We start from the raw sequence: 16,961 nt of genomic DNA, 5'->3' as shown, positions 1-16,961 counted from the left end.
TAGTGGCGCACACGAAAACCGCCCCGCTCCCCCGTGAGCGGACTGTTTGTCCTTACGGGGGTGCGGGGCGGCTCGGTTTGATGCGCTGCGGTTCAGCGCAAGGCTGCTACTTCCGTGCCTCGCCCTGATCCACCAGCTCGGTGGTGTTCTGGGCGATGCGGACCACCGAGACGAGGACCTCGAGCATCACACGCGAAATCACGACCTGGAACAGCGCCCAGAGGGTGCCGAAGATCAGCCAACCGATGAGCATCAGCAGACCGATGCCCGCGCCCTGAGAGAAGCCGCTGAACGCGGCGATCAGGCCGCCGACCCACATGAGGGCAGCGAAGACCAGGTAGATGATGTAGATGATCTTGACAAAGTCAATGGTGACAAAGCGACGGAACTCGAAGTCGAAGAGAGCACCGAAGAAGCCGTCCTTCTTCTTGCTCACAGCCGCCTGTGCATCCTGCGGGAAAGCGCCAGCACCGAAGTTCTGGTTCTGAGCCTGGCCCTGACCGAACTGGGCGCCCTGTGCCTGGCTGCTCTGCGTCTGGCCGTACTGCTGCTGACCGTACTGGTCGCCGTAGTTCGGCTGCTGGGAGGTCTGTGCGAAGCTGCCAGTTGCTGCGGAGGCGTTGCTGGAGTCGGTCGCACCGTAGGAGCCGAAGCCGGAGTTGGTGTTGGCTGCACCGGTGGATGCGGTGTTCTGGCCGGTGGAAGCAGCGCCGGTGGAGCCGGGGCTGGATGCACCGAAGCCAGAGTTGTTGGACGCGCCGAAGCCGGAGTTGGTGTTGGCTGCACCGGTGGATGTGGTGTTCTGGCCGGTGGAAGCAGCGCCGGTGGAGCCGGGGCTGGATACACCGAAGCCAGAGTTGTTGGACGCGCCGAAGCCGGAGTTGGAAGCACCGGCAGACGATGCGCCGTAGGAACCGAAGGAATCGGAGGACCCGTAGTTACCCGGGGCGCTGTGGGCGCCGGAGCCGGTGTTCTCCGCACCAGAGGACGACGGAGTCGAACCGTAATCCGGGGTGGAGCCGAAATCCGGGTTCGAGGAATTTTCAGGGTTGTACGGAGTAGACATGTGCAATCCTTTTCAAATTTCGCGGTCAGACCTAAGACAGTCTACGGTTCAGCACGGATAAGCGCTCGTCTTATCGCTATCGTGGTGGACTTGTGCCCTTTTTCGGCACGAAACACCAGTCTTTTTCCGTTTCCCAAATGAATATGAAGGAGCAACAGTGAGCCCCGACGCGTCGCGCGCACGAGCTTCAGCCCCTACAAAATCTAAAACCGATACCAATCAGAACAAGGACACTGAAGGGATCGACGTGGAGAGCTTCCACGACGAAGCCCACGAAGAACTAGGCGCCAAGGGATACTCCCGCGTCAACAAACCAGTCTTGCCTCCGGCATCCTGATCGTCGGCTTCGTGCTGTGGGCCGCAATCTTCCCGGACCAGACCGAGAACATCATCTTCGGCTCCATGGACTGGATCGGCCGCACTTTCGGCTGGTACTACGTCCTCACCGCGGCACTCATCGTCATCTTCGTGCTCACCGTTGCGTTGAGTAAATTCGGCGAAATCCGCTTAGGGCCCGACCACTCGCGGCCGCAATTCAGCCTCTTCACCTGGGCATCGATGCTTTTCGCCGCCGGCATCGGCGTGGACCTGATGTTCTGTGCCATCTCCGAGCCGGCCACGAACTTCCTCACCCCGCCGGACAGCAAGCCGCTTTCCGACGCCGCCGCGCAGATGGCGCCAGTGTGGACCATCTTCCACTACGGCATCCCCGACTGGCCCATGTACGCGCTGATGAGCGTGGCACTGGGCCTGGCCGCTACCGCTAACACCTGCCGCTGTCCATCCGCTCAGCTGATCGCCGGCGAAGCATAGCCCCCCGCCGACCGGACACGTAAAAGAGCCCCGGGCTTCCCCACCATCTAGAGGGGAAGAGTCCGGGGCTTTTGTCAGCTAGAAGCGAGCTGTCTTAAGCGTGCTTCGCCTCGACGCGGCCGATGGCCTCCTCGGCGACCATTTCCTGGATGCCCATGTCCAGCTCGGAGGTGAAGCCGACGCAGGAGCAGTTGATCTCGCCGAGGACGTAGGTGTCCTCGCCGGTCTCATCATCGTCGGCAAGCATGAAGTCGGCGGTCCAGATCAGCGGGATGTTGTCGCCACCGAGGTTCTCGGCGATGACCGGGCGAGCCTCGGCGAACATGTCGACGAGCTCCTGCCACTCCTCCGGCTTCTGGTAGGTGTACTTCGCACCGGAGAACAGGGTGGCGGAGAATGCGTCGCCGCCCTCGGCCGGCTTCTTGTGCACGACGAAGACCGGGTGCGGGCCGACGAGCAGGATGCGGATCTCGCCCTCGACGATGCGCGGCATGAAGCGCATGTCCACGAGCATGCCGTTGTCGCCGACGATGTACTGGTCGCAGAAGTCCATGAACTCGCCCAGCTCGCGGTCCTCGGTGTGGTTGTCCACGGCCTCGGTGCACTTGAGCTTGGTGTCCAGCGGCAGAGCGGTGCCCGGCTCGACGGACTCGGCGACGGACTCGTCGGCGAGGCGGACGCGCCAGATGCCGGAGCCGGTGGAGCCGCGGTTCTGCTTGAGCACGCGCTCGCCGTAGGACAGGGAGGTCGGGAAGGTGTCGTGGAAAGACTCGACGTCGTAGTACGCGGCGGTGTCCTCCGGGACCAGGTCGGTCTTGTTCAGCTTCACCAGTGCGTCCTTGGCACCGTAGGAGACCATCTCCTCCGGGGTGGACATGCCCACGAGACCGGCCTCGGACAGGCGGGTGAGCAGGTCGAAGTAGCCCTTTTCGCCGCCCGGGATATTGCCCGGGTTCACGCGGGAAATGTAGGCGTCAAAGTTATTGGAGACATACTCGAAGATGTCGTCGGACCACTCGGGGCGGAAGTACACGACTTCCGAGTTCCAGCCCTTGTCCTTGATGGCGTTGACGATGGGCATGGTGTCCTTGCGGTGCCCGTCGAAGTACTTGTCGGAACCGCCTTCGACCTCGAAGACGACGATTGCCTTGTGCACGGTGAATCCCCTTAAGATAAGTGCTTTCAATGCGGAGAGGAACACCCAGTCCCAATTTCCCGGAGGTTCCCACTTTGAGATTAAGGTGTTTTTCACGGTCCCGCCGTGCAAGTGAAATGGATAGTAATTAAGTTCACACGCTCGAAACTTCACATTTACTTGACCAGTCCCCGGGGGTTCACAGGTAGTGTTGGCGGTGACCGGCCACACGAAACGTGTAGCCACATTTGCCCCGATATTCATTTTCGCCGTACGCCTGCACGAAGAGGTTAGTCACATGGGAATTCCCGCTGATCCGTTCCCGCTGTTCCAGGACTTCGCGCATCCGGAAAAGTTCGTGTCCGCTTCCTGGCTGTCCGCCCGCTTGGGCGTCGAGGGCCTGCGCGTGGTGGAGTCGGACGAGGACGCGTTCCTCTACGACATCGGCCACATCCCGGGCGCGGTGCGCATTGACTGGCACAAGGACCTCAACGATGAGGTGGTGCGCGATTTCATCGATGGCGAGGCATTCGCTGAATTGATGAACGCCCGTGGCATCGGCCGCGACGACACGGTGGTCATTTACGGCGACCACAACAATTGGTGGGCGGCGTACACGGCGTGGGTGTTCGAGTTGTTCGGCCACCCGGACGTGCGCATTCTCGACGGCGGGCGCGACGCGTGGATGGGCGAGGAACGCGACACCTCCTTTGCGGTTCCGGAGTACCCGTCGCAGAACTATCCGGTCGTGGAGCGCGAGGATAAGCCGTGGCGCACGTTCGTGGACGAGGTGCGCGACCGCGACGACAAGAGCTTGCTTATCGACGTCCGCGGTCCGGAATTCTTCTCCGGCTCCGAAAACGAACTGGAAACGGACCGGCTGCGTGTCTCCCCTGTTCTGCGCCACGGCCACATTCCGGGCGCGGTGAACCACCCGTGGGGCGATGCGGTGTACCCGAACGGTCGCGTGAAGGACCACGCCTCCATCGCCGCTGCGTACGCCGAGGTGCCCACCGATGCCCCGGTGATCACGTACTCGGGCAACGGCCAATCCGCCGCGCACACGTGGTTCATCCTCCGCTACGCCCTTGGCCTGGAAAAAGTTTCCCTCTACGACGGGTCTTGGTACGAGTGGGGAAACATGGTGCGGATGCCTATCGATAGGACCTAGTAGAGTTCTTGAAATCTAACTCCACGAATTATTCACCGATCAGGAAGCGTTGTTGAGAGTGCCTACACCGTCGACCATCTCGAAGGTTCTCATTGCTAACCGCGGCGAGATCGCCGTGCGCATCATCCGTGCCGCCAAAGACGCCGGCATTGCGTCGGTGGCTGTCTATGCCGAGCCGGACACGGACAGCCCGTTCGTCGAGCTCGCCGACGAGGCATTCGCCTTGGGCGGCAACACCGCCGCTGATTCCTACCTGAGCTTCGACAAGATCATCGGTGCCGCGAAGGCCTCCGGCGCCGATGCGATCCACCCGGGCTACGGCTTCCTGTCGGAGAATGCCGACTTCGCGCGCCGCGTGATCGACGAGGGCCTGACCTGGATCGGCCCCTCGCCTGAGGCGATCGCCCTGCTCGGCGACAAGGTGGAGGCCCGCCACATCGCAGAAAAGGTCGACGCACCGATGGCGCCAGGCACCAAGGAGCCGGTGAGCACCGCCGACGAGGTCATCGCCTTCGCTGACGAGCACGGCCTGCCCGTGGCCATCAAGGCCGCATACGGTGGCGGCGGCCGCGGCATGAAGGTCGCTCACACACGCGAGGAGATCCCGGAGCTGTTCGAGTCCGCCACCCGCGAGGCTGTCACCGCATTCGGCCGCGACGAGTGCTTCGTCGAACGCTACCTCGACCGCGCCCGCCACGTGGAAGCACAGGTGATTGCCGATGTCCACGGCAACGTCGTCGTCGCCGGCACCCGCGACTGCACCCTGCAGCGCCGCTTCCAGAAGCTCGTGGAGGAAGCCCCTGCACCGTTCTTGTCCGATGCTCAGCGCGAGGCGATTCACTCCTCTGCCAAGGCCATCGTGAAAGAAGCCGGCTACCACGGTGCTGGCACCGTCGAGTACCTGGTCAGCCCTGCCGACGAGCAGAACCCGGAGGGCATCATCTCCTTCCTGGAGGTCAACACCCGCCTGCAGGTCGAGCACCCCGTCACCGAGGAGACCGCAGGCATCGACCTGGTGCGCGAGCAATTCCGTATCGCGAACGGCGAGAAGCTGCGCCACACCGAAGACCCGGCCCCGCGCGGCCACTCCATCGAGTTCCGCATCAACGGCGAGGACCCGGGCATGAACTTCATGCCGGCACCGGGCACGATCTCCCGCTATGTCGAGCCCGCCGGCACCGGCATTCGCGTCGACTCCGGCGTGCGCGCCGGCAATGTGATCGGCGGCCAATTCGACTCCATGCTGGCCAAGCTCATTGTCACCGGTGAGACCCGCGAGGAAGCCATCCAGCGCGCACGCCGTGCTCTCGACGAGTTCATCGTCGACGGCCTGCCCACTGTGATCCCCTTCCACCGCACAGTGCTGAACGACCCGGCCTTCATCGGCGACGAGAATGGCTTCGACGTCTACACCCGCTGGATCGAGGAGGAGTTCACCGCCGAGATCCCGCCGTACACCGATGATGAGGAAGAAGGCGACGAGCCGGGCACCAAGCGCACCTACGCCGTGGAGATCGACGGCCGTCGCGTCGAAGTCGCCCTTCCTGCTTCACTCGTGATCGGCGGCAGTGGTAAGCGCAAGGCAAAGAAGCGCCGCAATTCCGCGGCAGCCCTGTCCGGCGATGCCGTGCCCGCCCCGATGCAAGGCACGGTGGTCAAGGTGAACGTCGCCGAGGGAGACACCGTCAACGAGGGCGATATCCTCCTCGTGCTCGAGGCCATGAAGATGGAAAACCCCGTCAAGGCGCACAAGTCCGGCACCGTGAAGGGGCTCGCTGTGGAGCAGGGCGATCAGGTGAATAAGACCTCCGTGCTCCTGGAGATCCGCTAACTACTGGTTGGCGTACGGGTCGCACCGCTTTCCGGGGAGGGTTCAAGCTCTTCCCCCGGTGTTTCTCTTATGCCCAGCCAGCCGGGACAAGCCCCAGCAGCGAGATAATGGAGTAGATGAACGCCGCCACGTAGACGATGATGATGAGCGCCTGGATGACGGTGTTGTCTACTCCGCGCACCTGCCACACCGGAGTCTGATCCCCGTTCGCCCGGGCGCGGCGAAGCAGCAACACGGGAACGACCGACATGATGGCGCCAGCGAAACCGCCGGCGTAAGTCAGCGCAGAGACGAAGCCGCCAAGGCCCGCCACGGCAATCACGAGAGGCGGAAGCACCGTCAGTCCAGTTGCGGCGAGACGCTGCCACCCGTGTTCCGGCCAATGGAAGATGTCCAGCACGTTGCGCATCGCGGTGAAGCCGATGGCCAAGAAGGACGTGAACATGGCCAGCAGCGCGAACAAGTTGGCCATGTAGTAAGCCGCAGTCCCGAGTTTCTCGCCCCAGGCGATGGTGACCACCTCAGTCACCTCTGTGCCCAGCAGGCCGAGCGCCGCGAACGGCACAGCCGCGAGGGTGAACGCGGTGATGCACATGCCCGCGATGATCGCTTTCGGCAGCATTTCCGGCTTGGTGGCTGCCATACCGCGCGCCATCTCCGGCACCACGTACTGGGCCAGGAATGTGAACACGGCCAGATTCATGATCGGGATGATGAAGTAGGGCTTGAGCACCCAAAGGTTCGCGGGCTCAATGCCGGGACCGGCGATTGTCCACACCACCAGCGTGAAGATGATGATCGCCATGCCGCTGGTGATCAGCCCTTCCACCTTCCCTGTGGCTTGCAGGCCCTTCCACATGATGAAGGCACCCAGGGCATAGAAGATCAAGGTGCCCGCCAAGGAAGGCAGGTTGAACAGGTTGTGCATGAGTTTGCCGGAGCCGGATGCGTACGCGATCAATGCACCGACGCTGTTGACCATGATCGCGGTGAAGACGAGGAAGCGGCCGGTCTGGCCCAGGTACTTCTCCGCCAAGCCGGACAACTGGAGCGGCTCTTTCGTCCGGAGGGAGACTTCCGCGACGTAGAGCATGGAAATAGTGGTCAGGGTGCCTGCGATCGCGAGCGCCACCACTAGAGCGAGGAAGCCGCCGTTGCGGGCCGCGTACGGCAGGGAGAGAATTCCGGCCCCAATGTTGGTGCCGAAGATCAGGGCTACGCCCTTCCAGAAACCGAGGGCGTGACCCGCTTCATCGGAACGGGCAGATTCGTCGTCGCGCAACGGCGCGTGCACAGAAGTGGTTGATGACATAGCGAGAATGTAGCAACAACTTGACCGGGGTCACACTTGAGGTCCTATGTGGCCCAGATGTCACCCCAGTCCGTGCGTCGTCAACTGCGCGGAACGCGCTGGTTCTACTGGTTGGCGTACGGATCGCGGACACCGATGTACTGCACCTCGGTGTACTCGTCGATGCCCTCTGCTCCGCCTTCGCGGCCCAAGCCGGAGTGCTTCACGCCGCCGAACGGAACAGCGGCATTGGAAACGACACCGGCGTTGAAGCCGACGATGCCGAATTCCAGGCCGTCAGCCAACCGCCACATGCGGTCCGGGTCCTCGGAGTAGATGTAGGAGGCGAGGCCGTATTCGGTGGAATTGGCCAGCTCGATGACCTCGTCTTCATCGCTGAACTCGTAGATCGATGCGACCGGACCGAAGATCTCTTCCTTGAAGATCCGGGAATCGGTGCTGGCTCCACGCAGGACCGTCGGTTTGAAGAAGTAGCCGTCACCCTCGGCGGCACCGCCGCCGGTGAGAACCTCGGCGCCGTTCTGCTTCGCGTCATCCACGAGCGCGGCGACATTCTTGCGCGCCTTCTCCTCGATCAGCGGGCCGACGTTGACGCCCTCGTCGAGGCCGTTGCCCACGGTGAGTGCCTCCATCGCCGCGACGAGCTTCTCGGTGAACTCGTCGGCGATGCTCTCGTGCACGAGGAAACGGTTCGCCGCAGTGCAGGCCTCACCGATATTGCGCATCTTCGCTGCCATTGCGCCGGTGATCGCCTGCTCAATATCCGCGTCCTCAAAGACGATGAACGGCGCGTTGCCTCCAAGCTCCATGGAGGTGCGCAACACTGAATCAGCTGCCTGCTTCATCAGGATCTTGCCCACCGCCGTTGAACCGGTGAAGGACACCTTGCGCAGACGCGGGTCGGCGATGAGCGGCTCGGAAATAGCTGCCGGGTCGGTACCGCAGACAACGTTGAGGACACCGGCCGGTAGGCCTGCCTCAACCATCGTCTGAACGAAGTAGTAGGTGGTCAGCGGCGTGAGCTCAGCCGGCTTGAGCACCATCGTGCAGCCCGCCGCGATCGCCGGGGCGATCTTGCGGGTCGCCATCGCCAACGGGAAGTTCCACGGGGTGATCAGCAGGCACGGGCCCACCGGCTTGCGTCGAGTGACCATGCGGATGCCGCCCTCCGGCACTTCCTGGGAGCGGCCGTACTGGCGGACGGTCTCCTCCGCGAACCAACGCAGGTACTCTGCGCCGTACTTGACCTCACCTCGTGCTTCCGCCAGCGGCTTGCCCATTTCCAGAGTCATGAGCGTGGCGAATTCCTCGGAGCGCTCGGTGACCAGATCATACGCACGTCGCAGGATCTCACTGCGCTCACGGGCCGGGGTGCGTGCCCAGTCCTTTTGCACCTCGACCGCAGCGTCGAGCGCTGCAACCGCATCGTCGCTATTCGCAGATTGGAGTGTCGCCAGGACTTCGCCGGTGGCCGGGTTCTCCACATCGAATGTCTCGTTGGTGGAGGCGTCACGCCACTGGCCACCGATAAACAGACCGGTGGGCAGGGAATCGAGCAGTTGTGCAGTATCGACAGCGCCATTGGAATCAGCCATGATCTCGCCTTTCGTAATTGGTTTCGCCGGTGTTCAGCGAACTGGCTCACGCCAGCCTTTTCTCGAAAACACGCTATACCGCTGCAGGCTACTCAGCGTACGGTTGCCGCACGCCCCCGTTCAGGGGCATTGAAAACGCCAAACTCCTGTGCTAGGAGTTCGATCCCGCAGTGTTGAGCAGCACAAGAATCTCCGCGCGGCCGAGCGGGTCATCCAAAGGCAACCCGTAGCGTTGCTCGGCGCGGTCGATCCGCGCCTTCAGGGTGTGTCTGTGAATGCTGAGAGACTCAGCGGCAGCACGGATCTCGCAACCATGCACCAAATAGGCTTGGACTGCATCGAGCAGGGCTGGGTCATCCTCTGCGAGCGGCGCAAGCACTTCCTTATAGCGGCGGGACAGCACTTGCCTGACCCCCGTGTCTTCCGTCCAGTCGAGCCGTCGAGGAACATATTCGTCGACGGTGCCCGGGGGAAGCGAGCGCGCACGATCGAGCAATGCCTGCAGCTCGTCACGGCCTAGCTCGCGCCAGGGCTGTTGCCGACCGGACAAGACGCGCAGCCGGGCCCCGAAATCACCGAAAAGATCCGTCACGACGGCCTCGGAGATCACCCCGCGTGACAAGAACACGAAGCCGTCCGGGGCGAGTCGCACATGCGCCAACGGGTTGTCGCGCAGATTGAGCCCTTCATCCAGACGAGCTAGCGACCTGTTAGAGGCGGCCTTATTCGCGGCGACAATCGCGACTGGGACGACAGCCCCGTCAGCGTCCGCGGCACGATCCAGCAAACGCGCGGCTGCCAGCGAAGCCTCCTGGTCTTCGAGGAAAGTCTCTAGGGCCGACCCGTGCAGTTGCGTTTCCGCACTCCTGAGCGCCTGCGGATCTCTCAACACGATTTCCGCGAGCCCCACGAAATGCTTCACGGCACTGCGCGCGAGCGGCGGCAGAGGGCGCGGGGAATCCACCACAGCGACGAAGTATTTTCCTCCCATCGCCCGCATCCGCTGGACGATCATGGTGCGGTTCTCCGTCCGGTACGCGCGGCTCCGCCCGTTATCGGCAACGGCCAGACGAAGGGCTTTCAACGCGCGCTCCGTCGGCTTCGCGGGGGCTGAGGAGATGATCCTGCCGGTGTTGTCCCCGATCAGCACATCGGCGCCGACTGCTGTCCGGGTGCGTCCAACGAGTGCATCGACTCCGCCATTCCACGCTGCGCGGTTGAGACCTTCCGCAGCCTCGAGAATCTCGTTGGCCGCGACTGCCTGCAATCGCGCGTACTCCTCCCCCACCACCTTTGAGATCAATGCGAAAGGAGTCGCCCGCGGCACCTCGAATAGCGGCAGAGCCGCGTCGGCGCAGGCCCGGATGAGGGCGGGAGGAATCTCGGCATGCTGCAGCCCCGTACCGAAGCCAAGCGCAGCCACCCCAGAATCCTTCAACTGCTCCACGTAGTGAGCGATGCCTGCTTCATCGTCCGGCTGAATGCGCAGGCCCAACGTGAGAATGACAGAGAAAGGCCGGAAGAACTCAGCGGTCTCCACAATCTCACTGGCTTGGACGGACTCGAATCGCCCCCGCCTGAGGTCTCCTACGGGGTCGAGGTTTAAAGCTCTGATTCCGTACAACCAACTGAGATCTAGCAGATCAACGGCGGTCTCCCACTCGGGATGACCGCTTCGTGCGTCGTCAAGCACATCCTTGCCCATGGACACAGTGTAGAAGTTTCACAAAGAAGATCGACACTGTGTCGGTTGCTTTGAGGGTGGGCGGGGGACGGATACTACAGCCATAAACCACTGTCCGTTTTCGGGCAGCCCGTTGGATTGAATTGGAAAGGAACCCGCACCATGCAGGATCTCGAGTACCGCCTCCCCCAGGTCCGTCGAATCGACACCGAGCTGCCGGGACCGGCAAGCGCAGAACTGGACAAGCGCCGCGCAGCGAGCGTGGCCTCCGCCTTGAACCCGGGCTTGCCCGGCTACATCGTCGACGCCGACGGTGGCGTGCTTGTCGACGCCGACGGTAACTCCTTCGTCGATTTCGCATCCGGCATCGCTGTGACCTCGGTGGGCGCTTCCAATAAGCGTGTTGCGAGCGCAGTCGCCGATGCCGCCGGCCACTTCACTCACACCTGCTTCATGGTCAGCCCCTACGAGAGCTACCTGCAGGTCGCTGAGCTGCTCAACGAGTTGACCCCAGGCGATTTCGAGAAGCGCACCGTCCTATTCAACTCCGGTGCGGAGGCAGTGGAGAACGCCGTGAAGATCGCCCGCTCCCACACCCGCAAGACGGGTGTGGCCGTTTTCGACTACGCCTACCACGGCCGCACCAACCTGACGATGGCCATGACGGCGAAGAATAAGCCGTACAAGTCGACCTTCGGACCGTTCGCCAGCGAGGTGCACCGCGCTCCGATGTCGTACCCGCTGCGCGACGGCTTGAAGGGCCCGGAAGCCGCTGAGCGCACCATCCGCTTCCTCGAGCAGAATGTCGGCGCCGAGAACCTCGCCTGCGTGGTCATCGAGCCGATCCAGGGCGAGGGCGGCTTCATCGAGCCTGCTGAAGGCTTCCTGCCCGCCATCGTCGACTGGTGCCGCGAGAACAACGTCGTCTTCGTCGCCGACGAGATCCAGGCCGGCTTCTGCCGCTCAGGCGAGTGGTTCTCCTCCAGCTTCGAAGGCATCGAGCCGGACTTGGTCACTACCGCAAAGGGCATCGCCGGCGGCATGCCGCTGTCCGCCGTGACCGGCCGCGCCGAGATCATGAACGCCCCGATGGCCGGCGGCCTGGGCGGCACCTACGGCGGCAACCCGGTGGCCTGCGCAGCCGCTATCGCCGCGATCGAGGAGATGAAGGAGCACAACCTCGCTCTGCGCGCCAAGGAGATCGCCGAGATCATCCACGAGGAGCTCGATCCGCTGACCGAGCTGGACGAGGTCGCCGAGATCCGCGGCCGTGGTGCGATGATCGCTATGGAGCTCGTCACCAAGGACGGCAAGCCGAACGCTGAGCTGACCGCCAAGGTCGCTGCCGAATGCAAGGCTGCCGGCGTGCTCATCCTCACCTGCGGCCTCGACGGAAATGTCGTGCGCCTCCTGCCGTCGCTGGTCATCCCGGAGGAGCTGCTCCGCGACGGCCTGCGCGTCATGGCTGAGGCCGTGCGCAACAACGCCTAATAACAACTAGTTGGACGGATCCGTAATTCCGTCCAACAGGTCTTTCAGACCGGCTTCAAAGGGCTGGTCGGCATAAGGGTTAGCGTCATGCTGACCCTTTTTTGCTGCCCGGGCACGCATGGCATCCGCTGCTCGGCGCAACTCCGAGTGTTCCGGGGAAATCGCGGCAGGATCGAAGAGGTCCGCCGGCGCAGTGGCATCCCATGCGGAGCCATAGATGAAGGATTCGAGCGCGATGATGCGCTCCATCACTTTCTCGTGCGGGCAGCCGGCGGCAGAGACTGCACGAGCGACGATCTCGTACATTTCCTGGGTACGTGGCGAATCGCCGATGGGCTGCCGTGCGATGACCGGGATCAACGGGGTATGCCCGGCGAACACATCGCGGTAAGAGTGTGCCCACGCCTCGAGCGCCTCCCGGTAGCCTTCGCCTGCGGCGATGGCGTGCTGCAGCGATGTGACGTCGACAAGCTGCATGACTGCGTCCTGTAGCAAGTAGAGCAGCTCTTCCTTGCCCGCGATGTGGTTGTACAAAGCGCTGGGAGCCACTCCAATTTCGCGAGCTACCGCGGCCATTGTCAACGCCTCGTAGCCCCGTTCGGAGGTAATACTTAGTGCCGCAAAACCAATTTTTTCGCGGCTGACCAGGGGTTCGGCGGGGCGCCCGCGTTCATTTCCCATGTGACCCTTTCTTCGACCCGTACTCGAATGTATCCTGAATCACACCATTAATGAATGGCGTTCATTACCCGCGACGGCCGGATCCATCCGGCCTCAAGAACAGGAGCAGAAGCATGAATCCTAGCGCACAACGCACAGAAATCGAGCGCGACGTTGTCGTCGTCGGCGCTGGCCCTGCAGGTCTGATGGCGGCACGCACCCTGTCCAAGGCTGGCAAGTCCGTTGCCGTCCTCGAGGCGCGCGAGCGAGTCGGTGGCCGCACATGGAACGGCCGCGTGCGCGACGACAACGGCGTCGACCACTTCGTCGAGCTCGGCGGTCAGTGGATCTCCCCCGACCAGACCCGCCTCATCGAGCTTGTCGACGAGCTGGGCCTGTCCACCTTCCAGCGCTACCGCGAAGGCAAGTCCATCTACCTCTCCCCCAACGGTGAGCGCCACGAGTACGAGGGCCCGGTCTTTCCGGCTGCCGACAGCACCCAGGCCGAGATGGACAAACTGATCAAGATTCTCGACGATTTGGCAGCCGAGATCGGCGCCAAGGAGCCGTGGGCACACCCGAAGGCCGCGGAGCTCGACTCCATCTCCTTCCGTCACTGGCTCGAGCAGCAGTCCGACGACGAAGAGGCGATCGACAACATCTCCATCTACGTCGCTTCCGGCATGCTGACCAAGCCGTCCTTCACGTTCTCCGCCCTGCAGGCCGTGCTGATGGCCGCCTCCGCCGGCTCCTTCTCCAATCTCGTGGATGAGGACTTCATCCTCGACCGCCGTGTCGAAGGCGGCATGATGTCCGTCTCCGAGACCCTGGCCGCAGAGCTCGGCGACGATGTCTTCTTGGGCACCCCGGTCCGTGAGATCCAGTGGGCCCAGCCTGACCCGTCCACCGAAGACAGCCTGAACAACGTCAAGCCGGACGTGCGCAACGGCATCCCGAACAACGGCGAGCCGGGTGAGGTCACCGTCGTCTCCGAGCAGGTGACCGTCCGCGCCAAGAACGTCGTCATCGCTGTTCCGCCGAACCTGTACAACCGCATTTCCTACGTCCCGCCGATGCCGCGCGACCTGCATATCGCTCACCAGCACATCTCCATGGGCCTGGTCATCAAGGTGCACGCCATCTACGAGACGCCCTTCTGGCGCGACAAGGGCCTGTCCGGCACCGGCTTCGGCGGCGGCCGTCTGGTCCAAGAGGTCTACGACAACACCAACCGCGGCCAGAACATCGCTGGTGGCACCGCTGGCGAGGAGGACACCTACGGCACGCTCGTGGGCTTCGTCTCCGATGTGTACGCCGAGGAGATGTGGCACTTGCCGGAGGAAGAGCGCAAGCAGCGCATTTTGTCCGCCATGGCCGAGTACCTGGGGCCGGAGACCATGGAGCCGATCGCGTTCTACCTCTCCGACATGGCTGCTGAGGAGTGGACCCGTGGTGCCTACGCCACCAGCTACGACCTGGGCGGCCTGTCCCGCTGGGGCCACCTGCAGAACCAGCCGGTCGGACCGATCCACTTCGCATGCTCCGATATCGCCGACGAGGGTTACCAGCACGTCGATGGCGCTATCCGCCAGGGCGAGCGCGCTGCGAACGCCATCCTCGATAACGGATAGGAATAGGTGATATGACACAGCCGTCACCACAACCCACTGACCAGGGACCGGCGAAGATTCTGGTCGGATACCTCGCCACTCCGTCCGGCAGCGATGCCTTGAACCTCGGCATCGGCCTGGCTCGGAGTTGGAATGCCGACCTCGAAATCGCGATGGTCGTCCCCCACTCCGAGGCACATTCCGGCACGTACCCGCACACGCGGGCGCATGAGACGGTGATCAGCCGCAAGCTGAGCACATGGCTGGAAGACGCACTCGCGAAAGTTCCCGACGAGATCAACGCCACCGGCCGGGTCGTGTCGGGCAGCGACGCTGCACGCTCACTCCACCGCACTGCGAAGGAACTGGACTGCGACCTGATCATTCTGGGGACCCGCGGTGGCGGACTGCTCCGTCGGTTCAGCATCGGGTCGTCGGCGAACACGCTGCTGCATTCGTCGTCGATCCCCGTCGCACTGGCACCGCCGCGCTACGAGGCTCCGGAGCGCATCAGCCGCATCTCCTGCATGTTCGGCACGCTCTCCGGATCGCACGAGCTGATCGACACAGCGATCCAGACAGCGAAGAAGTCCGGCAGCGAGCTCCGCCTCATCTCCTTCCTCACCCAGGAAGACGCAGGCGCGCTCAACCAGGAAGTCAGCCACAAGGTGCTGGAAAACATCGAGGCGAATGCGAACCGCTACCTCGCGGAACAAGCAAAGCAGCTTGTCGACGCCGGGTCTGCCTCCACCGAGATCGTCACCGGAAAGACGGTCGCTGAGGCAGCCACCGAACTGGAGTGGAACGACGACGAAATCCTGCTCGCCGGGTCGTCGCGCCTGGCCACTGCAGGCCGAGTGTTCATGGGTCCGCGCGCTGCGAAGGTGCTTCGCACCCTGCCGATTCCGCTCGTGATCACTCCCGCACTGGAAAAGAAAGACGAGTCCGATAAGGCGGGTGATGAGCATGCGTAAGAAGGTAGAGAACCTGGCACACCAGCCGTCGCAAAGCGAAAAGGGCCTCATCACAGGACGCGTCGGCCTCATCGGCGCCGTCGTGATCGGCGTGAGCTGCATCGCTCCCTCGTACACGCTGACATCCGGTCTCGGCCCGACGATCTCTGAAGTCGGCGACCACGTCCCCGCTATCCTGCTGCTGGGTTTCTTCCCCATGCTGCTCGTCGCGTTCGCCTACCGCGAGCTGAATAACCGAGTCCCCGACTCGGGAACCTCGTTCACGTGGGCGACGAAAGCATTCGGCCCCTGGGTCGGCTGGATGGGCGGATGGGGACTGATCACCGCGACGATCCTGGTGCTGTCGAATCTCGCAGCTGTGGCCGTGGACTTCTTCTATATTCTGCTCGCCCAGCTGACCGGAAATGAGGCGATCGCGGATCTCACCCGCAACCTGTGGGTGAATATTCCGACGACGATCGCGCTGCTCGCAGTCGCCGCATACATCTCGTACCGCGGGCTCGAGTCCACGGAGAAACTCCAGTACTTCCTGGTCGCCTTGCAGCTGTTCACCCTCGTGCTCTTCGGCGGAATGGCGCTCTGGAACGCGTACCACGGCAAAGGCTTCGATTTTCACCCGGTTGAGGCGGATTGGTTCAATCCGCTGACCATCGGTGACTTCTCCACAGTCGCAGCTGGCATCTCCTTGTCGATCTTCATGTTCTGGGGCTGGGATGTCACCCTGACCATGAACGAGGAGACGAAGGATCCGGAGAAGACCCCGGGCCGCGCGGCCACGCTCACCGTGCTCGTGGTCATCACCGTCTATGTCCTCACCGCTGTCGCGGTCGTGGCCTGGGCAGGCACCGGCGACACCGGCTTGGGCGCCGGCAACCCGGAGAACCAAGAATCGATCTTCGCCGCGCTGGCGAGCCCGGTCATGGGACCGTGGGCGATTCTGATGTCGATTTCGGTGCTGGCGAGTTCATTCGCCTCCCTGCAGTCGACGATGGTCGGTCCTGCCCGCACCCTGCTGGCGATGGGCTTCTACAAGGCGCTGCCGCCGATCTTCGCGCAGATTAGCCCGAAATTCCACACCCCGGCAGTGGCCACTGCTGCCTCCGCTATCGCGGCAGGCGGGTTCTACACCGTGACCCGAATCGCGTCGGAAAATGCACTGTGGGACACGATCACCGCCTTGGGCCTGATGATCTGCTTCTACTACGGCATCACCGCGTTTGCCTGTGTGTGGTTCTTCCGCAAGGAGATCACGGATTCGGTGCGCGGCTTCATCTTCCGCTTCTTGCTGCCGTTGATCGGCGGCACGATGCTTCTGGCGATGTTCTTCGTCACCGCATTCGACTCGATCGATCCGTCCTACGGCTCCGGCTCCTCGATCTTTGGCGTGGGAACCGTGTTCGTGCTCGGCATGGGCATCCTCCTGCTTGGCGCCGTGCTCATGCTGTTCACACGCCTGCGGCACCCGGCGTTCTTCCGCAACGAGACCCTGCCGCGGACCACGGCTGAAGACGATGAGCAAGGCGAGATGTTGACCATCTAGGCAGCGCACAAGGCACATCTGATTCACAGGACGCCTCCCTACACTGGGCCGCACAAAAGAACACAGATAACGAACACAG

At 63.0% G+C, this 16,961-nt stretch carries 13 protein-coding genes; 7 read left to right on the top strand and 6 right to left on the bottom strand.

Annotated features, from left to right (window positions below):
- Nucleotides 1–106: 106 nt before the first annotated feature.
- Nucleotides 107–1,066 carry a DUF4282 domain-containing protein gene (locus tag ACUY2Y_RS05800; RefSeq protein WP_448325197.1) on the bottom strand — a complete coding sequence of 320 codons (960 nt, stop codon included), beginning with the start codon at nt 1,064–1,066 and terminating at the stop codon, nt 107–109.
- Nucleotides 1,067–1,414: 348 nt separating this feature from the next.
- On the opposite strand from ACUY2Y_RS05800, the gene ACUY2Y_RS05795 reads away from it, so the two are divergent.
- Nucleotides 1,415–1,879, top strand: a complete 465-nt coding sequence (locus tag ACUY2Y_RS05795; RefSeq protein ID WP_448325196.1) for a BCCT family transporter — start codon at nt 1,415–1,417, stop codon at nt 1,877–1,879.
- A 94-nt stretch (nt 1,880–1,973) separates the two neighbouring features.
- Here the strand turns inward: ACUY2Y_RS05795 and ACUY2Y_RS05790 are convergent, their stop codons facing one another.
- Nucleotides 1,974–3,035, bottom strand: a complete 1,062-nt coding sequence (locus ACUY2Y_RS05790) for a Cj0069 family protein (protein ID WP_448325195.1) — start codon at nt 3,033–3,035, stop codon at nt 1,974–1,976.
- Between the two features lie 277 nt (nt 3,036–3,312).
- Here ACUY2Y_RS05790 and ACUY2Y_RS05785 point away from each other — a divergent pair, with 277 nt between their 5' ends.
- Together ACUY2Y_RS05785 and ACUY2Y_RS05780 are read left to right on the top strand one after the other, a co-directional pair.
- Nucleotides 3,313–4,185, top strand: coding sequence for a sulfurtransferase (locus ACUY2Y_RS05785; RefSeq protein ID WP_448325194.1), 873 nt, complete (start codon nt 3,313–3,315; stop codon nt 4,183–4,185).
- Nucleotides 4,186–4,243: 58 nt separating this feature from the next.
- A complete protein-coding gene (locus ACUY2Y_RS05780; RefSeq protein ID WP_448325193.1) occupies nt 4,244–6,016 on the top strand; it encodes an ATP-binding protein in 1,773 nt (590 codons plus the stop codon).
- 67 nt (nt 6,017–6,083) lie between these two features.
- On the opposite strand, the gene ACUY2Y_RS05775 is transcribed toward ACUY2Y_RS05780, so the two are convergent.
- The 3 genes from ACUY2Y_RS05775 to ACUY2Y_RS05765 all read right to left on the bottom strand — a co-directional run bounded on the left by ACUY2Y_RS05775 (nt 6,084) and on the right by ACUY2Y_RS05765 (nt 10,628).
- Entirely contained in the window at nt 6,084–7,328 is a 1,245-nt protein-coding gene (locus ACUY2Y_RS05775) for an aromatic amino acid transport family protein (RefSeq protein WP_448325192.1), read from the bottom strand.
- A gap of 104 nt (nt 7,329–7,432) precedes the next feature.
- Complete coding sequence (locus ACUY2Y_RS05770; RefSeq protein WP_448325191.1) at nt 7,433–8,923, bottom strand: NAD-dependent succinate-semialdehyde dehydrogenase; 1,491 nt, start codon at nt 8,921–8,923, stop codon at nt 7,433–7,435.
- Between the two features lie 151 nt (nt 8,924–9,074).
- The gene (locus ACUY2Y_RS05765; protein WP_448325190.1) at nt 9,075–10,628 is read right to left on the bottom strand and encodes a PucR family transcriptional regulator ligand-binding domain-containing protein; all 1,554 of its coding nucleotides are present in this window, start codon (nt 10,626–10,628) and stop codon (nt 9,075–9,077) included.
- Nucleotides 10,629–10,769: 141 nt separating this feature from the next.
- Here ACUY2Y_RS05765 and gabT point away from each other — a divergent pair, with 141 nt between their 5' ends.
- Nucleotides 10,770–12,098: a 4-aminobutyrate--2-oxoglutarate transaminase gene (gabT, locus tag ACUY2Y_RS05760; RefSeq protein ID WP_448325189.1), complete on the top strand. Its 1,329-nt coding sequence runs from the start codon at nt 10,770–10,772 to the stop codon at nt 12,096–12,098.
- 6 nt (nt 12,099–12,104) lie between these two features.
- On the opposite strand, the gene ACUY2Y_RS05755 is transcribed toward gabT, so the two are convergent.
- Nucleotides 12,105–12,779: a TetR/AcrR family transcriptional regulator gene (locus tag ACUY2Y_RS05755; protein ID WP_448325188.1), complete on the bottom strand. Its 675-nt coding sequence runs from the start codon at nt 12,777–12,779 to the stop codon at nt 12,105–12,107.
- Nucleotides 12,780–12,892: 113 nt separating this feature from the next.
- On the opposite strand from ACUY2Y_RS05755, the gene ACUY2Y_RS05750 reads away from it, so the two are divergent.
- Genes ACUY2Y_RS05750 through ACUY2Y_RS05740 form a run of 3 tightly spaced genes read left to right on the top strand, consistent with a single transcriptional unit; the run spans nt 12,893 to nt 16,882 of the window.
- Nucleotides 12,893–14,389, top strand: coding sequence for a flavin monoamine oxidase family protein (locus tag ACUY2Y_RS05750; protein WP_448325187.1), 1,497 nt, complete (start codon nt 12,893–12,895; stop codon nt 14,387–14,389).
- A gap of 11 nt (nt 14,390–14,400) precedes the next feature.
- A complete protein-coding gene (locus ACUY2Y_RS05745; RefSeq protein WP_448325186.1) occupies nt 14,401–15,342 on the top strand; it encodes a universal stress protein in 942 nt (313 codons plus the stop codon).
- Nucleotides 15,329–16,882, top strand: a complete 1,554-nt coding sequence (locus ACUY2Y_RS05740) for an APC family permease (RefSeq protein WP_448325185.1) — start codon at nt 15,329–15,331, stop codon at nt 16,880–16,882. Before ACUY2Y_RS05745 ends, ACUY2Y_RS05740 begins: the two co-directional genes overlap by 14 nt.
- Nucleotides 16,883–16,961: the final 79 nt, after the last annotated feature.

Source organism: Corynebacterium sp. 20-84, from assembly GCF_053479455.1.
Note: the sequence above shows the minus strand (reverse complement) of the source record. Positions and strands in the feature narration are given on the sequence as shown.

What these genes read in the sequence shown, in the direction of transcription:
- ACUY2Y_RS05800 (WP_448325197.1), bottom strand. Translation starts at nt 1,066, where the DNA reads ATGTCTACTCCGTACAACCCTGAAAATTCCTCGAACCCGGATTTCGGC.
- ACUY2Y_RS05785 (WP_448325194.1), top strand. Translation starts at nt 3,313, where the DNA reads ATGGGAATTCCCGCTGATCCGTTCCCGCTGTTCCAGGACTTCGCGCAT.
- ACUY2Y_RS05775 (WP_448325192.1), bottom strand. Translation starts at nt 7,328, where the DNA reads ATGTCATCAACCACTTCTGTGCACGCGCCGTTGCGCGACGACGAATCT.
- ACUY2Y_RS05770 (WP_448325191.1), bottom strand. Translation starts at nt 8,923, where the DNA reads ATGGCTGATTCCAATGGCGCTGTCGATACTGCACAACTGCTCGATTCC.
- ACUY2Y_RS05765 (WP_448325190.1), bottom strand. Translation starts at nt 10,628, where the DNA reads ATGGGCAAGGATGTGCTTGACGACGCACGAAGCGGTCATCCCGAGTGG.
- gabT (WP_448325189.1), top strand. Translation starts at nt 10,770, where the DNA reads ATGCAGGATCTCGAGTACCGCCTCCCCCAGGTCCGTCGAATCGACACC.
- ACUY2Y_RS05755 (WP_448325188.1), bottom strand. Translation starts at nt 12,779, where the DNA reads ATGGGAAATGAACGCGGGCGCCCCGCCGAACCCCTGGTCAGCCGCGAA.
- ACUY2Y_RS05750 (WP_448325187.1), top strand. Translation starts at nt 12,893, where the DNA reads ATGAATCCTAGCGCACAACGCACAGAAATCGAGCGCGACGTTGTCGTC.
- ACUY2Y_RS05745 (WP_448325186.1), top strand. Translation starts at nt 14,401, where the DNA reads ATGACACAGCCGTCACCACAACCCACTGACCAGGGACCGGCGAAGATT.
- ACUY2Y_RS05740 (WP_448325185.1), top strand. Translation starts at nt 15,329, where the DNA reads ATGAGCATGCGTAAGAAGGTAGAGAACCTGGCACACCAGCCGTCGCAA.